This is a genomic window from Burkholderia sp. Ac-20379, assembly GCF_017104645.1.
Classification (GTDB): domain Bacteria; phylum Pseudomonadota; class Gammaproteobacteria; order Burkholderiales; family Burkholderiaceae; genus Burkholderia.
The window spans coordinates 1-16,963 of the sequence record NZ_JAAGPF010000083.1; the positions used below are offsets into that span (position 1 = coordinate 1).

16 protein-coding genes and 1 pseudogene are annotated in these 16,963 nt (G+C 68.8%); 11 read left to right on the forward strand and 6 right to left on the reverse strand.

From position 1 onward, the window contains the following. On the forward strand, window positions 1-1,098 hold a 1,098-nt coding region (locus tag G3N92_RS13490), incomplete at its 5' end, for a PLP-dependent aminotransferase family protein (protein WP_206128025.1). A gap of 291 nt (window positions 1,099-1,389) precedes the next feature. Here G3N92_RS13490 and G3N92_RS13495 read toward each other — a convergent pair. Both G3N92_RS13495 and G3N92_RS13500 read right to left on the reverse strand, forming a co-directional pair. Then, window positions 1,390-2,022, reverse strand: coding sequence for a trimeric intracellular cation channel family protein (locus G3N92_RS13495; protein ID WP_206128026.1), 633 nt, complete (start codon window positions 2,020-2,022; stop codon window positions 1,390-1,392). Window positions 2,023-2,201: 179 nt separating this feature from the next. Continuing rightward, a complete protein-coding gene (locus G3N92_RS13500; RefSeq protein WP_206128027.1) occupies window positions 2,202-3,152 on the reverse strand; it encodes an AraC family transcriptional regulator in 951 nt (316 codons plus the stop codon). A 172-nt stretch (window positions 3,153-3,324) separates the two neighbouring features. Here G3N92_RS13500 and G3N92_RS13505 point away from each other — a divergent pair, with 172 nt between their 5' ends. Continuing rightward, window positions 3,325-4,224 carry an EamA family transporter gene (locus G3N92_RS13505; RefSeq protein ID WP_206128028.1) on the forward strand — a complete coding sequence of 300 codons (900 nt, stop codon included), beginning with the start codon at window positions 3,325-3,327 and terminating at the stop codon, window positions 4,222-4,224. A 394-nt stretch (window positions 4,225-4,618) separates the two neighbouring features. Here G3N92_RS13505 and G3N92_RS13510 read toward each other — a convergent pair whose 3' ends face one another. Next, window positions 4,619-5,494 carry a LysR substrate-binding domain-containing protein gene (locus G3N92_RS13510; protein WP_206128029.1) on the reverse strand — a complete coding sequence of 292 codons (876 nt, stop codon included), beginning with the start codon at window positions 5,492-5,494 and terminating at the stop codon, window positions 4,619-4,621. A 273-nt stretch (window positions 5,495-5,767) separates the two neighbouring features. Here G3N92_RS13510 and phnX point away from each other — a divergent pair, with 273 nt between their 5' ends. From phnX to G3N92_RS13525, 3 genes and pseudogenes are all read left to right on the forward strand, one after another. Further along, window positions 5,768-6,631, forward strand: a complete 864-nt coding sequence (gene phnX, locus G3N92_RS13515; RefSeq protein WP_206128030.1) for a phosphonoacetaldehyde hydrolase — start codon at window positions 5,768-5,770, stop codon at window positions 6,629-6,631. Beyond that, window positions 6,631-7,757, forward strand: a pseudogene (gene psrA / locus G3N92_RS13520) (iron-containing alcohol dehydrogenase PsrA). Before phnX ends, psrA begins: the two are co-directional and overlap by 1 nt. Window positions 7,758-7,774: 17 nt before the next feature. Continuing rightward, entirely contained in the window at window positions 7,775-9,229 is a 1,455-nt protein-coding gene (locus G3N92_RS13525; RefSeq protein WP_206128031.1) for an MFS transporter, read from the forward strand. 94 nt (window positions 9,230-9,323) lie between these two features. On the opposite strand, the gene G3N92_RS13530 is transcribed toward G3N92_RS13525, so the two are convergent. Continuing rightward, window positions 9,324-9,749: a helix-turn-helix domain-containing protein gene (locus G3N92_RS13530; protein WP_206128032.1), complete on the reverse strand. Its 426-nt coding sequence runs from the start codon at window positions 9,747-9,749 to the stop codon at window positions 9,324-9,326. A 105-nt stretch (window positions 9,750-9,854) separates the two neighbouring features. On the opposite strand from G3N92_RS13530, the gene G3N92_RS13535 reads away from it, so the two are divergent. Next, window positions 9,855-10,739 (forward strand): NmrA family NAD(P)-binding protein, encoded by an 885-nt coding sequence (locus G3N92_RS13535; protein ID WP_206128033.1) that lies wholly within the window; start codon window positions 9,855-9,857, stop codon window positions 10,737-10,739. Here G3N92_RS13535 and G3N92_RS13540 read toward each other — a convergent pair. After that, complete coding sequence (locus G3N92_RS13540; RefSeq protein ID WP_206128034.1) at window positions 10,727-11,764, reverse strand: LysR family transcriptional regulator; 1,038 nt, start codon at window positions 11,762-11,764, stop codon at window positions 10,727-10,729. The two genes, G3N92_RS13535 and G3N92_RS13540, sit on opposite strands and share 13 nt — an antisense overlap. 102 nt (window positions 11,765-11,866) lie before the next feature. On the opposite strand from G3N92_RS13540, the gene G3N92_RS13545 reads away from it, so the two are divergent. Then, complete coding sequence (locus tag G3N92_RS13545; protein WP_206128035.1) at window positions 11,867-13,267, forward strand: MFS transporter; 1,401 nt, start codon at window positions 11,867-11,869, stop codon at window positions 13,265-13,267. Between the two features lie 330 nt (window positions 13,268-13,597). On the opposite strand, the gene G3N92_RS13550 is transcribed toward G3N92_RS13545, so the two are convergent. Beyond that, a complete protein-coding gene (locus G3N92_RS13550) occupies window positions 13,598-13,972 on the reverse strand; it encodes a helix-turn-helix domain-containing protein (RefSeq protein WP_206128036.1) in 375 nt (124 codons plus the stop codon). A 95-nt stretch (window positions 13,973-14,067) separates the two neighbouring features. Between G3N92_RS13550 and G3N92_RS13555 the strand changes: the two genes are divergently transcribed. From G3N92_RS13555 to G3N92_RS13570, 4 genes are all read left to right on the forward strand, one after another. Next, on the forward strand, window positions 14,068-15,186 hold the full coding sequence (locus G3N92_RS13555; protein WP_206128037.1) for an NADH:flavin oxidoreductase: 1,119 nt from the start codon (window positions 14,068-14,070) through the stop codon (window positions 15,184-15,186). A 173-nt stretch (window positions 15,187-15,359) separates the two neighbouring features. Then, the gene (locus tag G3N92_RS13560; protein ID WP_206128038.1) at window positions 15,360-15,704 is read left to right on the forward strand and encodes a DUF1153 domain-containing protein; all 345 of its coding nucleotides are present in this window, start codon (window positions 15,360-15,362) and stop codon (window positions 15,702-15,704) included. 214 nt (window positions 15,705-15,918) lie between these two features. After that, window positions 15,919-16,491 (forward strand): hypothetical protein, encoded by a 573-nt coding sequence (locus tag G3N92_RS13565; protein WP_206128039.1) that lies wholly within the window; start codon window positions 15,919-15,921, stop codon window positions 16,489-16,491. Window positions 16,492-16,510: 19 nt separating this feature from the next. Continuing rightward, window positions 16,511-16,762, forward strand: a complete 252-nt coding sequence (locus G3N92_RS13570) for a PAAR domain-containing protein (RefSeq protein ID WP_206128049.1) — start codon at window positions 16,511-16,513, stop codon at window positions 16,760-16,762. Window positions 16,763-16,963: the final 201 nt, after the last annotated feature.

The following is a 16,963-nucleotide window of genomic DNA, read 5'->3' on the forward strand; positions in this document are numbered from 1 at the left end:
CCGGGCGGCCCGACCTTGCCCGACGCGGCGTGGCGGCGGCTCGGCAACCGCCTGCGCGCACGCGGCGCGGCTGCGCCGTCGGGTTACGGCGACACGCGCGGGGTCGGCCCGCTGCGCGAGGCGATCGCCGATTACGTGCGCCGCTCGCGCTCGGTGCGCTGCGACGCCGCCCAGGTGATCGTGACCACCGGCACCCAGCAGGGGCTCTATCTGGCCTGCCAGGTGCTGCTCGGCGCGGGCGAGCGCGCCTGGATCGAGAACCCGGCCTATCGCGGCATCACGGCGATCCTCGAAAGCACCGGGCGGCGCGATGCGATCGTGCGCGTGCCGGTGGACGCGGAAGGGCTCGACGTCGACGCCGGCCGCCGCCTCGCGCCCGAGGCGCGCGCGGCGTTCGTCACGCCGTCGCATCACTATCCGCTCGGCATGCCGCTGAGCGTGGGCCGCCGCGAGGCGCTGCTCGACTGGGCGCGCACGCACGACGCGTGGATCGTCGAGGACGATTACGACAGCGAGCTGCGCTACGCCGGCCATCCGTTCCCGGCGATGCAGGGGCTGGATCCGGCGCGGGTGGTGTATCTGGGCACGTTCAGCAAGATCCTGTTCCCGTCGCTGCGGCTCGGCTATGCGATCGTGCCGCCCGACCTGGTGGCGGCGTTTCGCGGCGCGCGCGTGCTGATGGATCGCCATCCGCCCGAGGCCGACCAGCACGTGCTGGCCGCGTTCATGGGCGAGGGGCATCTCGACCGCCATATCCGGCGCGTGCGCGGCGTGTATGCGGCGCGGCGCGCGCGCCTGATCGAGACGCTCGACGCCGCGCTGCCGCCCGAACTGGCCCGGCGCGAGCCGAGCGATCAGGGCATGCATCTCGTGCTGTGGCTCGCGGCCGGCTTCGACGACCGCCGCGTGGCCGCGCTGGCGCTGGAGGCCGGCGTGGCGGTGCGGCCGGTCTCGCCGATGTATGCGCCCGGCACGGCGCGGCCGGGGCTGGTGCTCGGGTTCGGCGGGTTCGACGAGGCGCGCATGGCCGAGGCGGCGCGCACGCTGGCGGCGGTGATCGTCGCGGCGGCGCGTGATGGGACGGCGCGGGCGGGGTGAGGGGGAGAACGCCGATTGGCAGGGGCGTGAGTCGATACGTCGAACGGCGGACATGGCGGTTGGCGGATGCGTGAGCCGAGGCCGCGAACGCCGAGCACGGCCGATTGCCGGATACGCAAGCCGAGGCCGCGAACGCCGAGCACGGCCGATTGCCGGATGCACAAGCCGAGGCCGCAAACGCTGAGCACGGCCGATTGCCGGATGCACAAGCCGAGGCCGCGAACGCGGAGCACGGCCGATTGCCCGGATGCGCAAGCCGAAGCCGCGAACGCCGGGCCGCCGCCTGACTGCCTACCGGCTGTCCTTGCGCCGGTTTCCGAACGTCGGCAGCCGCCAGCCGAAATACAGCGACGACAGCCGGATCGCCACGCACGAGCCGATCGCCAGCCAGGGCGCAAGCGTGGGCAGCCAGTTGGTGCGCAGCGACACCACCTCGACGGTCGCCCCGAACAGCGCGGCCAGCGCGTAGATCTCGCGCTGCAGGATCGCCGGCACGCGCGAGAGCAGCACGTCGCGGATCACGCCGCCGCCCACCGCGCTGAACATGCCGAGCAGGATCGCCACCTCGGCGCTCTCGCTATAGGCCAGCGCCTTCTGCGCGCCGGCCACGGCGAACAGGCCGATCCCGATCGCATCGAACAGCAGCACCGGATAGCGCAGTTTTTTCACGCGCTGATAGGCGGCCACCGTCAGCGCGGCCGCCACCATCGACACCACCAGATAGCTCCAGTTCGACAGCCCTGCCGGCGGCACCGCGCCGATGCAGACGTCGCGCACGATCCCGCCGCCGCACGCCACGATGAACGTGACGAACACCACGCCGAACAGGTCGAGCCGGCGCTGGCGCGCGGCCACCGCGCCGCTGATCGCGAACACGAAGGTGCCGGTCAGATCCAGCAGCGTATAGGCGACGTGGCCGTTCATGCGCGGGGGGCGCACGCGTGGCGGCGCGGCATGCGGGCGGGCTGGGCCGACAGCGGGCAGGGCGGCGGCAGGCCGGCGCGGCGGCGGTGGAGGGCAAGCAGGATCATCGTCGATCGGAATTGGAGCACGGTCACGATGATAGGCAGATCGCGGAAAACCGCAACCGGCGGCGCGGCGGTTCAGCCGCCTTGCAGCGCCCGGCGGAAGGCGGTGGGCGTGGCGCCGTGCGCGTCGCGGAAGCGGTGGCTGAAGTGCGCGGCGTTCGCGTAGCCGCATTGCGCGGCCACTTGCGCGAGCGGCAGCGCGGTGGTGCGCAGCAGCGTGCGTGCGCGGGCCAGCCGCTGCTCGGCGATCCACGCGTGCGGCGGCGCGCCGAACGAGACGCGGAACATCCGCGCGAAGTGATATTCGGACAGCGCGGCGATCTCGGCCAGCTCGCCGAGCGTGACGGGCTGATCGAGCATCGCGTCGATGTAGTCGCGCACGCGCCGCCGCACGGCGGGCGCGAGGCCGCCCGTGTGCATCACGCCGGTGCGCACCACGCTTTGCCCGCGCAGCAGCCCGCTCAGCACCTCGTGCGCGGTTTCGTTGGTGCGCAGGCGGCCGTCGGTGTCGTCCCAGCGCTCGTTCAGCAGCGAGCGGCACAGCTCGGCGATGCGCGGATCCTCGAAATAGGTGCGGTCGGCCAGTTCCAGCTCGCGCGGCTCGCGATCGAGCTCGCGCACGGCGCGGTGCGTGAAGTGCTCGGGCAGGAAGTACAGGTGCATGAAGTGCATCCGGCCGCGCACCCACCAGCGCGATTCGTGATCGCCGGGCAGCGCGCAGAGCCGGCTCGGCGCGCCGTAGCGGCCCGGCAGCTTGTGGCGCTCGGTGCGGTAGCCGCCCGCCATGTAGCACGACAGCGTGTGGTGGCCGGGGTTGTCGTAGGCCGTTTCGGCCACCTCGGTGTTGCGCGTCCATTCGGCGATCGCGAGGTTGTCGCCGAGCCACGCGAAGCGCTGCAACTGGGCGTCGGTGTCGGCCAGCGTGCGGCACACCGATTGCAGCCCGAACGGCAGCGCCGCCGCGCCGACCAGGTCGGCGGCGGAGGCGGGCGGGACGGCGAGGAGCGGCGGGCTGTCGGGCTTCATGGGCGCAGTATAGGGTCGCGCGCGCGGGCGCGCTCGCGCTGTCGCCTAAAGACAGCAATTCCGGACAAGTGGCCCGGCCCGGCGGGCGGCACAGTAAGCATCCGGGCAGCGCCGCCGCCGATTTCCCCGGCCGGCCGCCCGGCACTGTCAGCCAACCTCACGCCGCCTTGCCATGAATCTTCTGCTTTATGCCGTCACCGTGCTGATCTGGGGCACCACCTGGATCGCGATCAAATGGCAGCTCGACAGCGTGCCGCCGCCGATCTCGATCGCCTGGCGCTTCTGGATCGCCGCCGCCGTGCTGTTCGTGATCCTGCGCGCGCTGCGCCGGCCGATCGTGCCGCCGCGCGCGGCCTGGCGCTTCCTCGTCGCGCAGGGGCTGGCGCTGTTCTGCCTGAACTTCCTGTGCTTCTACTACGCCGAGCGCGTGGTGCCGAGCGGGCTGGTGGCCGTGGTGTTCTCGATCGCGCCGCTGCTCAACGCGATCAACGGCCGGCTGTTCCTGGGCCGCCCGCTGCAGCCCACCGCGATCGCGGGCGCGCTGCTTGGGCTGGCCGGCATCGGCTGCCTGTTCTATCAGCAGATGGCCGGCCATCTCGGCGACGCCGCCACCTGGCGCGGCCTCGCGATCGCGCTGGGCGGCACGCTGTGCTTTTCCACCGGTAGCCTGCTGTCGAGCCGGATGCAGACGATGGGCCTGCAGCCGCTGATGACCAACAGCTGGGCGATGCTGATCGGCGCGTCGGCGCTGACGATCGGTTCGGCCGTCGCGGGCCTGTCGTTCGTGCCGGAAATGACGCCGCGCTACCTCGGCGCGCTCGCCTATCTGGCGGTGCCCGGCTCGGTGATCGGCTTCACGTCGTACCTGATGCTGGTGGGCCGGATCGGCCCGGAGCGGGCGGCCTATTGCACGGTGCTGTTTCCGTTCGTGGCGCTGACCGTCTCGACGCTCTTCGAGGGTTATCGCTGGTCGCCGCTCGCGGTGCTCGGGCTGGCGCTGGTGGTGGCCGGCAACTTGGTGGCGTTCGATCTGACACGCCGGGTGTTCGCGCGGCGGCGCTGCGTGGCGTGACGGGCTGGCCGGGCGACGCTCGCGCTGGCCGGTTTTGTCGGCGCGTCGGGCAATCGCTGCGTGCCGCCCGCGCGGGGGCTTCACTCACGCTGGTGTCGTCGGGCGCCTGAGTCGGCAGGCGCGCGGCGCTCGCGCTGGCCGATTTTATCGGTGCGCCGGGCCGCCGCCGCGTGCCGCCCGCGCGGGAGCTTCACGCAGGCTGATGTTGTCGGCGCCTGAGTCGGCGGGCGCGCGGCGCTTCACGCTGGCCGATTTTATCGGCGCGCCGGGCCGCCGCCGCTTGCCGCCCGCGCGGGGGCTTCACGCAGGCCGATGTTGTCGGCGCTTGAGCCAACAGGCGCGTGGCGCTTGATGCCGGCCCACGCCTCGGCCAGCAACTGCCGCAACGCTCCTCTCACCCCGCCGGCCGGCAGCGCTGCATCGCCTCGAAGAACGCCGCGACGAGCCGGCTCTCGCGCCGCTCGCGCAGGCAGCACACGTGGATGTGCGTGCTGACAGGATCGCCCTCGATCCGCACCGGCCGCAGCCGCGCCTCGTCGGGCACGTATTCGGACACCGACACCGTACCCACCCCCAGCCCGCGCGCCACGGCCTCGCGCAGCGCCTCGCGGCTGCCGATCTCCATCGCGATGCGCGGCGTCGCGCCGATGCGCGCCAGCGCATCCTCCAGCGCCCGCCGCGTGGTCGAGCCGGGCTCGCGCATCAGCAGCGGCGCGCCGGCCAGTTCCGCCAGCGTGATCGATTCGCGCGCCGCGAACGGATGCGCCGCGCCCACGAACGCGATCACCGGATAGCTCGCATACGGCGTCATCTCGTAGCGCTCGTCGCTGAACGGGCGCGCGATCACGCCCACGTCGCAGGCGTAATCGTCGAGATCGTTCAGCACGCTCTCCGAATTGCCGAGCGTGACGGCCAGTTGCATGCGCGGATGCGCGGTGTGGAACGCCTCGATCATCTCGGTCACGTGGAACGGGCTGACCGCGCCGATCCGCAGCACGCCGCGCGTCAGCTCGCCGCTGTCGTGCAGCAGCGAGCGCGCGTCGTTCTCCAGCCCGTTGATCTGCCGCGCCAGCGGCAGGAAATCCAGCCCCACCGCCGACAGCTCCACGCGCCGCCCGCGCCGGTGGAACAACTGCACGCCGTGCTCCTGTTCGAGCGCCTGCACCTGCGAGGTGACGGTGGTCTGGCTGGTGGCGAGCGCGCGGGCCGCCGCGGTGAAGCCGCCGTGCTGGACGACGGCGAGGAAGGCGCGAATCTGGGTCAGGGTCATCGATCGGTGCGGAAGACGCGGTGAAAACGGGGCCGGGCGGCGCGGGCGGTGTCGGCCAATATTATCGATCCACCCCTTATTTCAGGAGATCGGTGCGCAACCCGCGCGTATCGGCCCGAAACCCTTGCCCCGCCTGCCGGTTCGACGGCCGAACGTTTATCCAACGATTTTTTCGATGGATCGATTCGGTCGAACCGGGTATTTCGATCATAGATGGGTCATGTTGCAAAACTATGCTGGCGTCCGTGATCCACTTCCTACCCGGAGCCGAGCATGCCGCAACGATCCGTCAGCCTCGATCCCCACACCGCGAATCGCGCGCAGCGCGCCTATCGCGGCCCCGTCACCACCGCGATTTTCGACTGGGCCGGCACCGTGCTCGATTTCGGCTGCCTCGCGCCCGTGCATGCGTTCCGCGAGGTGTTCGAGGCGGCCGGCGTGCCGATCAGCGAGGCGGAAGCGCGCGCACCGATGGGCGCGGCCAAGCGCGAGCACATCGAACTGATTCTCGAGGATCCGGCCGTGCAACTGCGCTGGCGCGCGACGCACGGCGCGGCCTCGACCGACGCCGACATCGACCGGCTCTACGCCGCGTTCCTGCTGGCCGACGAGCGCAACGTCGAGCGCTACAGCGCGCTGATCCCCGGCGCGCTCGACACGATCGCGGCGCTGCGTGCGCGCGGCATCCGCATCGGCAGCACCACCGGCTACCCGCGCGAGGTCATGAACAACCTGCAGCCGCTGGCCGAGCGCCACGGCTACCGCCCCGACCACTGCTGCACCGTCAGCGACGTGGCGCGCGGCCGCCCGTACCCGGACATGTGCCTGGCCAACGCGCTCGCGCTCGGTGCGCCCGACGTGCGCAGCTGCGTGGTGGTGGACGACAGCCCCACCGGCCTCGAATCGGGCCTCGCGGCCGGCATGTGGACGGTGGGCATCGCCGCGAGCGGCAACGAAGTGGGCCTCTCGCTCGACGCCTGGCAGGCGCTCGACGCCGCCGGCCGCGACGCGCGCGTCGGCCCGGCCCGCGCGCGCCTCGCGCAGACGGGCGCGCACTACGTGATCGACAGCATCGCCGACCTGCCGGTGGTGATCGACGCGATCGGCGCGCGCCTGCTGGCCGGGGAACCCGCGTGATGCGCTGGCAATTCCACAACCCGGTGCGGGTGCGCTTCGGCGTCGATACGCTCGACGCGATCGGCGGCGTGCTGGCCGGCCGCCCGTACGCGATCGTCACGTATCCGGGGCAGCCGTTCGCTGCGCTGTGCGAGCGGATCGAGCGCCTCGCCGGCCCGGCGCGGCTGCGCATCGACAACGTCGAGGCCAACCCTTCCGTGACGATGCTGCGCGCGGCCTGCGACGCGCTCGCCGCGCTGCCCGAGGCGCCGGCCGTGCTGGTGGCGCTGGGTGGCGGCTCGGTGATGGACACCGCCAAGGTGCTGGCCGCCGAACACGGCCGGCTCGACCCGGTGCTGGCCTGGATCGAGGACGGCCGCACGCGCGTCGCGCCGCGCGCGCTGCCGATCGTGGCGATTCCCACCACCTCCGCACCGGCAGCGAAGTGACGTCGTGGGCCACCGTGTGGGATCCGGCGCGCGATCGCAAGCTCTCGCTCGCCCGCGACGATCTCTACCCCGAAACGGTGCTGGTCGATCCGCGGCTGGTGGCGGGGCTGCCGCCCGAGCCGACGCTGGCCAGCGGGCTCGACGCGCTGTCGCATGCGCTCGAAAGCCTCTGGAACGTCAACGCGAACCCGGTCACGCGTGGCCTGGCCGTGGAGGCGGCGCGCGAGATCCTGGCGGCGCTGCCGCGCGTGATGGCCGCGCCCGGCGATCTCGCGGCGCGCTCGGCGATGGCGCTCGGCGCGCTGCGCGCCGGCCTCGCGTTCTCGAACACGCGCACCGCGCTGGCCCACAACATCTCGTATGCGATCACGCTGCGGCACGGCGTGGCGCACGGCGTGGCTTGCTCGTTCTGCCTGCCGGCCGTGATGCGCTCGGCGCTCGGCGCGGATCCGGCCTGCGATCGCGCGCTGGTCGACGTGTTCGGCACGCTCGACGGCGCGCCGGCCCAGCTCGAAGCCTGGCTGGTCGCGCTCGGCGTGGCATGCCACCCGGCCGCCTACGGCCTCGACGCCCAGGCCTGGCAGGATCTCGTCGCGAACGCCTTCGACGGCGCGCGCGGCCGCAATTTCATCGGCGCGCCCGCGCGCTTCCCGCAATTCGATTTCACGCAGGCGGCGCAGCCCGCGCTCGTATCGTGAATCGTCAGGAGAACTTCATGACTACGCCGCAATCCGTCAGGACCGACGCGCTGTCGCGTCTCGACAATATGCCGTGGACCCGTTTCCACACGCTGCTGGTGGCCGCGCTCGGGGTGGGCTGGGCGCTCGATTCGTTCGAGACCAACATCATCGGCAGCGTGTTCGGCGTGCTCAAGAGCCAGTGGCACCTCAGTTCCGCGCAGGGCTCGCTGGCCGTGACGATCTGGGTGTTCGGGATGCTGGTGGGCGCGATCGCGTTCGGCTATCTGGCCGACCGCTTCGGCCGCAAGCGGCTGTTTCTCGCCACGCTGCTCTGGTACGCGTGCTTCAGCGTGCTGACGATCTTTTCGTGGAACTACGAATCGTTCCTGTTCTTCCGCGCCATGACGGCGCTCGCGGTGGGCGGCGAGTATTCCGCCGTCACGGCGACGATGGGCGAATTCATCCCGCGCGGCCATCGCGGCAAGACCGATTCGCTGATCCTGTCGGGGTTTCCGGTGGGCGCGCTGCTGTCGGCCGCGATCTCGTACTTCGTGCTGAACCACCTGCCGGCGGATGTGGCGTGGCGCGTGGGCTTCGGGCTGGGCACCACCATGGCGCTGCTGTTCTTCTGGATCCGCCGCGTGATTCCCGAATCGCCGCGCTGGCTGCTGCAACAGGGCCGCATCGCGGAGGCCGAGGCGATCGTCGGCCTGATCGCGGTCAGCGCCGAGCGCGCCGGCACGTCGGCGGCCGATCTCGAACTGGCGCGCCGCCGCTACGAGCCGGCGCTCTACACGCCGTCGCAGCCCGCGTTCTGGCGCAACGTGCGCGAGCTGTTCGGCGCGTACCGGCTGCGCTGCGGCCTCGCCAGCGCGTTGAACTTCTCGCAGGCGGCCGTGGTGTACGGCGTGCTGTCGCTGATGGCGCTGGTGATCCTGCCGTACATGAAGGTGCCGGCCGCCGACATGCCGCTGTACTACGTGTACGGCAACGTCGCCGCGCTGCTGGGCGGGCTGTGCGCATCGGTGCTGGTGGAGGCGTGGGGGCGGCGCATGTCGCTGCTGGTCAGCTACAGCTTCACGACCGCCGCGATCGTGCTGATCTACCTGATGCACACACTGCCGGGCATGGTGCTCGGCTATTGCCTGATCCAGTTCGGCGTGACCTGGGCCTATATTTCGGGCTACGTGGTGTCGTCGGAAGTGCTGCCGACGCGGATTCGCGCCACGGGCCTCGGCGTGTCGGTGGCGGTGGGCCGGATGGGCGCGATGATCGCGCCGCTGATGCTGACCAACGTGTATGCGGCCACCGGCACGCCGTCGGCCGCGCTGATCGGGCTGCTGCTGCTCGCGCTGCCGGGGCCGCTCGCCGCGCTGCTGTGGATGGTGAACGGGCGCGAGACGCGCAACGTCTCGCTCGAGGAAGGCAGCGCCGACAGCGGCTCGGCCGAGGCGGCGCACTGGAATGCGCGTCCGGCGGCGGTGCAGTGACAGCGTGAACGAGGCCGGCCTGCGCGGAGAACGCGGGCCGGTTCGGCGGCCGGCGGTGTTTGCGTCGAAGCCGATTCTCGCCGCTCGAAGCCGTTCAGGCCGACGCCGATGCCCGCTCGCCGTCGAATTCCGCGCGCGCCGCGATCACCTTCTCCTGGTTGTCCTCGGTCCAGCGCAGCAGCACGTTGAGCGCGTTGAACATCGATTCGCCAAGCTCGGTCAGGCTGTATTCCACGCCGGGCGGCTTGGTGGGAAACACCTCGCGGTGCACGTAGCCGTCGCGCTGCAGTTCCTGCAGCGTCTGCGTCAGCATGCGCTGCGAGATGTCCGGCACCAATCTGCGCAGTTCTCCGAAGCGATACGGGCGCTCGGCCAACGCCATCATCAGCAGCGAGCTCCAGCGGCTGGCGATCACGTTCAGCAGGTCGCGCACCGGGCAATCGGAGATCGACCCCGCCGTGACGCGGATCTCGTCGAGTTTGGCCTGTAATGCGCTGGCCGATTTGGGGGTGGTTCCCATTTGGTAACTATCTCCTGAAAAACTGCCTTCTTTACGGCGCGGCGCCGAAGCCCGATTATCGAGGCACTCTCGATTTGAGAGCAACTCTCGAAATGAGGCTGTCTCATGAGCAACACGATTTTCGTCACCGGCGCGGCCGGCAAACTCGGCAAGCTGGTGATCCAACAATTGCTCGCGCGCGGCGTGGCGCCGGCGCGCATCGTCGCCGGCTCGCGTGATCCGCAGAAGCTGGCCGACCTGACGGCGCAAGGTGTTGCGGTGCGCCGTGCCGATTTCGAGGATCCGGCCGGCCTGGCCGAGGCGTTCGCGGGCGTGGGCACGGTGCTGATCGTGTCGACCGACGCGCTCGACGGCGCCGGCACGCGCCTGAAGCAGCACCGCAACGCCGTGGCGGCCGCGGCGGCGGCCGGCGTGGGCCGGATCGCGTACACGTCGCTGCCGAACCCCGAAAGCTCGCAGATCACGTTCGCGCCCGATCACGCCGGCACCGAGCGCGCGATCCGCGAAACCGGCCTGCCGTACCTGATCTTCCGCAACAACTGGTATCAGCAGAACCTGCTGATGTCGCTGCCGCATTCGCTCGAGGCGGGCCAGTGGTATTCGTCCGCGCAGGGCGGGCGGATCGCCTACGCGGCGCGCGAGGAGATGGCCGAGGCGATCGCCGCGGCGCTCGACGCGCCGGTTGAAGGCAATCCGGTCTATACGCTGACCGGGCCGCAGGCGCTGAACACCGCCGAGGTGGCCGAACTGGCCACCAAGGCCACCGGCCGGCCGCTCGCCGTGGTGCGCGTGGACGGGACGCAACTCGCCGCCGGCCTGAAGGACGCGGGCCTGCCCGACGGGCTGATCGCGATGCTGGTGTCGATCGACGCCGACGTGCGGGCCGGCAACCTGTCGATCGTCACCGATCACCTGGAAACGCTGATCGGCCGCGCGCCGCAGACGCTGGCCCAGTACTTCGAAGCCAACAAGGCCGATTACCTCGGCTGAACGCGGCGCACGCGGCGGCGGGGTGGGGGCGCGGGTGAGGCCGCGGGCGGCGCATGACCGGCGTCCCTGCCGTGTTTCGCTGCGCCCGCCGAACCTTCCGGGTCTTCCACGCCTTCCACGCCGAAGCGCTCCACCATGAAGTCGATGAAGCTGCGCAGCTTCGGCGAGGTGTGCCGCTCGCGCAGATACAGCAGGTTCAGCGCGCGATCGGGCGCGGCGAACCCGGGCAGCACCTCCACCAGCCGCTGCGCGCGCAGATCCTCGGCCACCAGCATCTCGGGCAGCATCGCGATGCCGAGGCCGCGCAGGATCGCGCGCCGCAGCGCTTCCGAATTGTCGATCTTCAGGCGGCCGTCGACGGGCACGCTGATGCGCTCGGCCTGGCCGTCGCGCGCCTGCAGCACCCATTCCGGCTGCGCCGCGTACCACTCCGAGCGCGGCGGATACGCGTAGCTCAGGCACTGATGCGCGCCGAGATCGGCGGGCGCGGCCGGCGCGCCGTGCGCCGCCAGATACGCGGGCGACGCGCACAGCACCAGCCGGTAAGGCCGCAACGGCCGCGCGACGAGATCGGGATTGCCGAGCGTGCCGATGCGGATCGCCGCCTCGAAGCCGTCCTCGATCAGATCCGACAGCGAATCGGTCACGACGATCTCCAGCTTCACCTCGGGATAGCGCGCGCAATAGTCGGCGATCACCGGCATCAGCGATTCGTTGCTGAACACCACCGGCGCGGTCACGCGCAGCCGCCCGCGCGGCACGGCCAGATGATCGAGCGCGAGCCGTTCCGAATCGCCGACCAGCCCGAGGATCTCGACGCAGCGCGCGTAATACGCCTGACCGAACGCGCTGAGCTGTTGCTTGCGCGTGGTGCGGTGGATCAGGCGCGCGCCGAGCCGCGCCTCCAGCGCGTTGAGGTGATTGCCGATCATCGTCGGCGACAGGTCGCAGGCCACCGCCGCCGCCGTCAGGCTGCCGGTTTCCACCACGCGCACGAATACGGTCATCGCTTTGAGCAGGTCCATTCCGCAAATAATAGTGGGTTCTGTTGTTATTCGCCGATGGTTTATCAAGCCTGGCTTGCGGAATACAGTGCGCGGCATCGCTTCCTTCCGCACGGTGTCTCCATGCCCGCTTCCGCTTCCTCGCCGGCGCGCCCGTTCCGGCCCCGTCTGGCCTTGTTCGCCACCAGCCTCGGCTTCGTGCTGATCTGCCTCGACGTCACCGTGGTGAACGTCGCGCTGGGCCGCATGCGCGACGGCCTCGGCCTCGATTCGAGCGCGCTCGAATGGGTGGTCAACGCCTACACGCTCGCGTTCGCGAGCCTGCTGCTGTCCACCGGCGCGCTGGCCGACCGCTTCGGCGCGCGGCGCGTGTTCGTGGCCGGCTTCGCGGTGTTCACGCTGGCGTCGATCGGCTGCGGGCTGTCGGGCGGCGCGGCGATGCTGATCGCGTCGCGGCTGCTGCAGGGGGTGGGCGCGGCGCTGTGCGTGCCGTCGTCGCTGGCGCTGCTCGGCGCCGCGTTTCCCGAGCCGCATGCGCGCGCCCGCGCCGTCGGCATCTGGGCCGGCACCGCCGCGTTGGCGCTCGGCGCGGGGCCGCTGGTGGGCGGCGTGCTGGTGGCCGGCTTCGGCTGGCCGGCGATCTTCCTGATCAACGTGCCGGTGGGCATCGCCGGGATCTGGCTGACGCTCGCGCATGCGCCCGACACCGAACGCCACGCGTCGCGCCATCTCGACCTGACGGGGCAGGCGCTGGCCGTGGTGGCGCTGGCTGCGCTGACCTACGCGCTGGTGGAAACCGGCCGCCTGGGCTGGAACGGCGCGCCGGTGCTGGCCGGTTTCGCGGTGGCGGCGGCGGGCGGCGCGCTGTTCGTGGCGGTGGAGGCGCGGCACGCGCAGCCGCTGATGCCGCTGTCGCTGTTCGGCCAGGCCGCGATGCGGGTCAGCGCGCTGGTCGGCCTGTTCGCCAACTTCGGCTACTACGGGCTGATGTTCGCGATGAGCCTGTTTTTCCAGGGCGTGCGCCACGATTCGCCGCTCGATACCGGCCTCGCGTTCCTGCCGATGACGGCGATGGTGACCGTCGCGAACCTCGCCTCGGGGGCGCTGACCGCGCGGCTCGGCTATCGCGTGCCGATGGTGGCCGGGCAGGCGCTGGCCGCGCTCGGCTACTTTCTGCTGGTGCGCGTGCACGCCGACAGCGGCGCGCTGACGGTGGCGCTGCCGATGCTGGCCGTCGGCGTGGGCACCGCGCTGGTGGTGCCGTCGATCAACACGGCCGTGCTGATGGCGTTCGGCGCGTCGCGGATCGGCGTGGCGTCGGGCGTGCTCAATACGGCGCGCCAGATCGGCGGCGTGGTGGGCGTGGGGGTGTTCGGCGCGCTGGTGCGGCCGGAAATCGGCGATCTGACCGGCGGGCTGCACGCGGCCGCGATCGTCGCGGGCGTGCTGACGCTGGGCGGCATGGCGATCGCGTGGGTGGGGTTGCGGCCGGCGAGGGCGGCGGCTTCGGCGTGCGGGGTTTGAGCGAGGGCTGGGCGGGCGGTCGAAGGGGCGGCATCGATCGGCGGCTGGCCAGGGGGGCGGCTTCGATTCGCGGGGTTTGAACGCGTGCCTGGCGGGCGATCGAAGAGGCGGTGTCGATCGGCGGCTGGCCAGGGGGCGGCTTCTGCTCGCGGGGCTTGAGCATTGGAGAGGCGATCGAGCGAGTGGTGCGATCGGCGACTGACGAGCGGAGCGGCTGCAACTCGCGGTGCTCGAGCGTTTGGCGGGCGATCGAACTTTCCACGTCGATCGCCCGCCGGCGAGCAATGCGCGGCAAACCGCCCCGCGGCTCTCGCGAGCGCGACGCCCGATTCAACCCTGCACGTCGGCCCGCGCATCGAACGCGGCGCGCGCCGCGTCGACCTGATCGAGATGCTTGAGCGTCCACGCATACAGCGCCTTGAACGGCCCCTGCAGCGAGCGCCCGAGCGGCGTGATCTCGTATTCGACCGCCACCGGCGAGCTGGGGATCACCGTGCGCGACAGCAGCCCGTTGCGTTCGAGCCGGCGCAGGCACTGCGTCAGCGCCTTCTGCGTCACGCCTTCGAGGTGCCGCTTGATCGCGTTGAAGCGCAGCGGCCCGGCATCGAGCACGGTCAGAATCATCATCGACCACTTGTCGGCGATCTGGTCGAACAGGATGCGGCTCGGACAATCGACCGAGAAGGTGGCGCAGGGGATGGACATGGTTTCCTCGAAGATACCTAGGCGACCCAAAGTGCGTAATTGACACCAGGTTTCCGGAATATACCATCGTGGTTCGTTCATCCACGGAGCTTTACATGTCGCTTTCGACTTCCGATGTCCTGTTCCAGCCGTTTTCCGTCGGTTCGCTGACGCTGCCGAACCGCATCGTCATGGCGCCGATGACGCGCTCGTTCGCGCCGGAGGGCATCCCCGGGCCGTCGAACGCCGCCTACTACCAGCGCCGCGCCGAAGGCGGCGTGGGCCTGATCCTGTCCGAAGGCACGGTGGTGGAGCGCCCCGCGTCGCGCAACGATCCGGGCATCCCGTTCTTCCACGGCGAGCGCGCGCTGGCCGGCTGGCAGGCCGTGATCGACGCCGTGCACGGCGCGGGCGGCAAGATGGGGCCGCAGCTGTGGCACACCGGCGCGGTCAAGAGCTTCATGACCGACTGGGTGCCCGAGGCGGCCGTGGAAAGCCCGTCGGGCCTCGACGCGCCCGGCGTGGCGCGCGGCGTCGCGATGCGCGATGCGGACATCGCCGACACCATCGCCGCGTTCGCGAAGGCGGCCGGCGCGGCCAAGCGGCTCGGCTTCGACACGATCGAGCTGCACGGCGCGCACGGCTACCTGATCGACCAGTTCTTCTGGGCCGGCACCAACCATCGCACCGATGCCTACGGCGGCCCGAGCATCGGCGAGCGCGCGCGTTTCGCGGCCGAGATCGTCGCGGCGGTGCGCGCCGAAGTGGGCGCGGGCTTCCCGATCGTGATCCGCCTGAGCCAGTGGAAGCAGCAGGATTACGCCGCGCGCCTCGCGCCCACGCCGAACGAGATGGCGCAGTGGCTCGAACCGCTGGTGGCCGCCGGCGCGGACGTGCTGCATTGCTCGCAGCGCCGCTTCTGGGAGCCGGAATTCCCCGAGGTCGACGGCGAGCACGGCCTCAATTTCGCGGGCTGGGCCAAGAAGCTGACGGGCGCGGCCACGATCAGCGTCGGCTCGGTCGGCCTGTCGGGCGACTTCATGGGCGCGTTCGGCGGCGAAAGCTCGACGAGCGTGGGGCTGCAATCGCTGGTCGAGCGCATGGCGCGCGACGAGTTCGATCTGATCGCCGTGGGCCGCGCGCTGCTGACCGATCCGCAATGGGTCAACAAGGTGCGCTCCGGCGAAGGCGAACTGCGCGGCTTCGCGCCGGCGTCGCTGGGCGAGTTGGTGTAACGCTGTTGCGAGGCCCGCCGCCCGGCGGGCCTGTTTGTAATTTCGTGTTCGAGGCATATCCCTGTCCCCAAGGAGGAAAAATGCCTCGCAAACCGAAAGCCGTCTGTAGAATTTTCGGCAATTCTGTACCGACCCAGTGAAAACCTGCTCACGTCATAGTGGATGAAAAGACGATGAGCATGAGGATGGACGAAGACATCAAACGATGGACAGCCAAGCGCAAGAGCGCGCTGGTGATGGACATCATTCAGGGCAAGACGACGGTTGCCGAAGCCAGCCGAGCCTATGACCTGTCGCCTTCCGAGGTCGAGAACTGGGTGGACGACGGCAAGCGCGGCATGGAGAACGTATTGCGTGCCAATCCGCTGGACGTCAGGGAGCAATACGAGCGGCAGATCAAGGAACTGCAAGACGCTTACAGCGAGGCCATGCTGGAGTTACGCGCCAGAAAAAAATTGCAGTCCCTGCTGGGCGAGGACGAGATGTGGGTGGTTGGTTTTGGGTTCGTCACAATATAAATTCAGCATGCGATGGGGAAAGCAGTGCGTCCAACGCAGCGCCACATTCGAATAATGTGTCGTTAATTATTAACCGATATGATACTTCCACTTTCGCAGCGAGGCAGGGGCGCGTGGAAACTGCAAAGAGGGCATTATGCGACGCTGTTTGAATATTTTTTCTTTTATCTGCGCATTCTTTTCAAGCAGTCTCGCATTTTCGGAGTGCGTTGACATGCAAACTGTAGATAAAAATCTCAATCACATACAGGTGCATTTGATGTCTTGCGCGGATGGCTCAGGCGATGGTGGAAAGCTTTTTTTATCAATTTCCATGCGGAATCAAAAAAAAATAAATCGCCAACTTAACTACGAAGGTAGCGGCTTCGTGCCAACCATTGATACGGAAATTGCTTTTGGAAGTAGGGATTTTCAAGGTATTGGAATCGGAACGGGCGCCGGGAGGGATGGCGATGGGATGCACTACTTTGTAATAAAGAATGATGATTTAATTGATTTGGGGGAAGTTCCGCAGCTTCAAAAAAATTCTTTTGATGATGGAATGTACTCTGCGCTCACAACAAGTTCAGGAGACAAATATCAGTCTGTGCGTTATTTTTATAAGGTGCTCAACGGAAAGCTTTCTGCTGTAAAGGCGGTTGGATTTGATGCAAGTAGGGGGAATTATGTTTATTTTATAAATATCGACTCTTCAGGGCGAGAGAGTGTATTAAAAGAGCAGCAGCTTTCTCAGGACGAATTTGTCCGGTGTCAAAGCGGAACTGATGCATGTTGGAACCAAAAATGATGAACTCGTTGGAGGCGATTTGTTAAATGCGATCCGAATAGGGGACTCATTGGAGCGAGGTGGAGAGGTGGTTGAAGGGTCGAATAAGATGACTATTGGAGGGCGATGTGTCGCGCGTAAAGGTGACGCGGTTAAATGTAATGTGCATCCGGATGTTATTCAAAACGTGATACTGGAAGGGGATTCAAAAATATGCGATGCAGGGTCTCCGATCGCGAGGCACGGTCATCATGCAAAATGTGGGTGTGCTTTGATATCGAGTCTTGGTTAATTTCTCCATTTGATCAGCGCGGCATAAATGTTGCATATATCTTGCGCCTTCGATACGTCCCCGAGCGGTGCAGTTGTGAGTTTTCTCGTCCTCGCCTAACCGATCGACGCCCCCCGTCGTTCCGCCCGCCAACCGGCGCCAACCGCGCGCCGGCTTCCCTCCCGCAAGTCCCTCCGCTCCTCTCCCCGCCAGGGCAATAGG

Excerpts from the sequence above, each read along its gene's own strand:
- G3N92_RS13560 (WP_206128038.1), top strand. The coding sequence starts at position 15,360 with ATGAGCATGAGGATGGACGAAGACATCAAACGATGGACAGCCAAGCGC.
- G3N92_RS13545 (WP_206128035.1), top strand. The coding sequence starts at position 11,867 with ATGCCCGCTTCCGCTTCCTCGCCGGCGCGCCCGTTCCGGCCCCGTCTG.
- G3N92_RS13505 (WP_206128028.1), top strand. The coding sequence starts at position 3,325 with ATGAATCTTCTGCTTTATGCCGTCACCGTGCTGATCTGGGGCACCACC.
- G3N92_RS13510 (WP_206128029.1), bottom strand. The coding sequence starts at position 5,494 with ATGACCCTGACCCAGATTCGCGCCTTCCTCGCCGTCGTCCAGCACGGC.
- G3N92_RS13535 (WP_206128033.1), top strand. The coding sequence starts at position 9,855 with ATGAGCAACACGATTTTCGTCACCGGCGCGGCCGGCAAACTCGGCAAG.
- G3N92_RS13500 (WP_206128027.1), bottom strand. The coding sequence starts at position 3,152 with ATGAAGCCCGACAGCCCGCCGCTCCTCGCCGTCCCGCCCGCCTCCGCC.
- phnX (WP_206128030.1), top strand. The coding sequence starts at position 5,768 with ATGCCGCAACGATCCGTCAGCCTCGATCCCCACACCGCGAATCGCGCG.
- G3N92_RS13540 (WP_206128034.1), bottom strand. The coding sequence starts at position 11,764 with ATGGACCTGCTCAAAGCGATGACCGTATTCGTGCGCGTGGTGGAAACC.
- G3N92_RS13565 (WP_206128039.1), top strand. The coding sequence starts at position 15,919 with ATGCAAACTGTAGATAAAAATCTCAATCACATACAGGTGCATTTGATG.
- G3N92_RS13530 (WP_206128032.1), bottom strand. The coding sequence starts at position 9,749 with ATGGGAACCACCCCCAAATCGGCCAGCGCATTACAGGCCAAACTCGAC.
- G3N92_RS13495 (WP_206128026.1), bottom strand. The coding sequence starts at position 2,022 with ATGAACGGCCACGTCGCCTATACGCTGCTGGATCTGACCGGCACCTTC.
- G3N92_RS13525 (WP_206128031.1), top strand. The coding sequence starts at position 7,775 with ATGACTACGCCGCAATCCGTCAGGACCGACGCGCTGTCGCGTCTCGAC.
- G3N92_RS13555 (WP_206128037.1), top strand. The coding sequence starts at position 14,068 with ATGTCGCTTTCGACTTCCGATGTCCTGTTCCAGCCGTTTTCCGTCGGT.
- G3N92_RS13550 (WP_206128036.1), bottom strand. The coding sequence starts at position 13,972 with ATGTCCATCCCCTGCGCCACCTTCTCGGTCGATTGTCCGAGCCGCATC.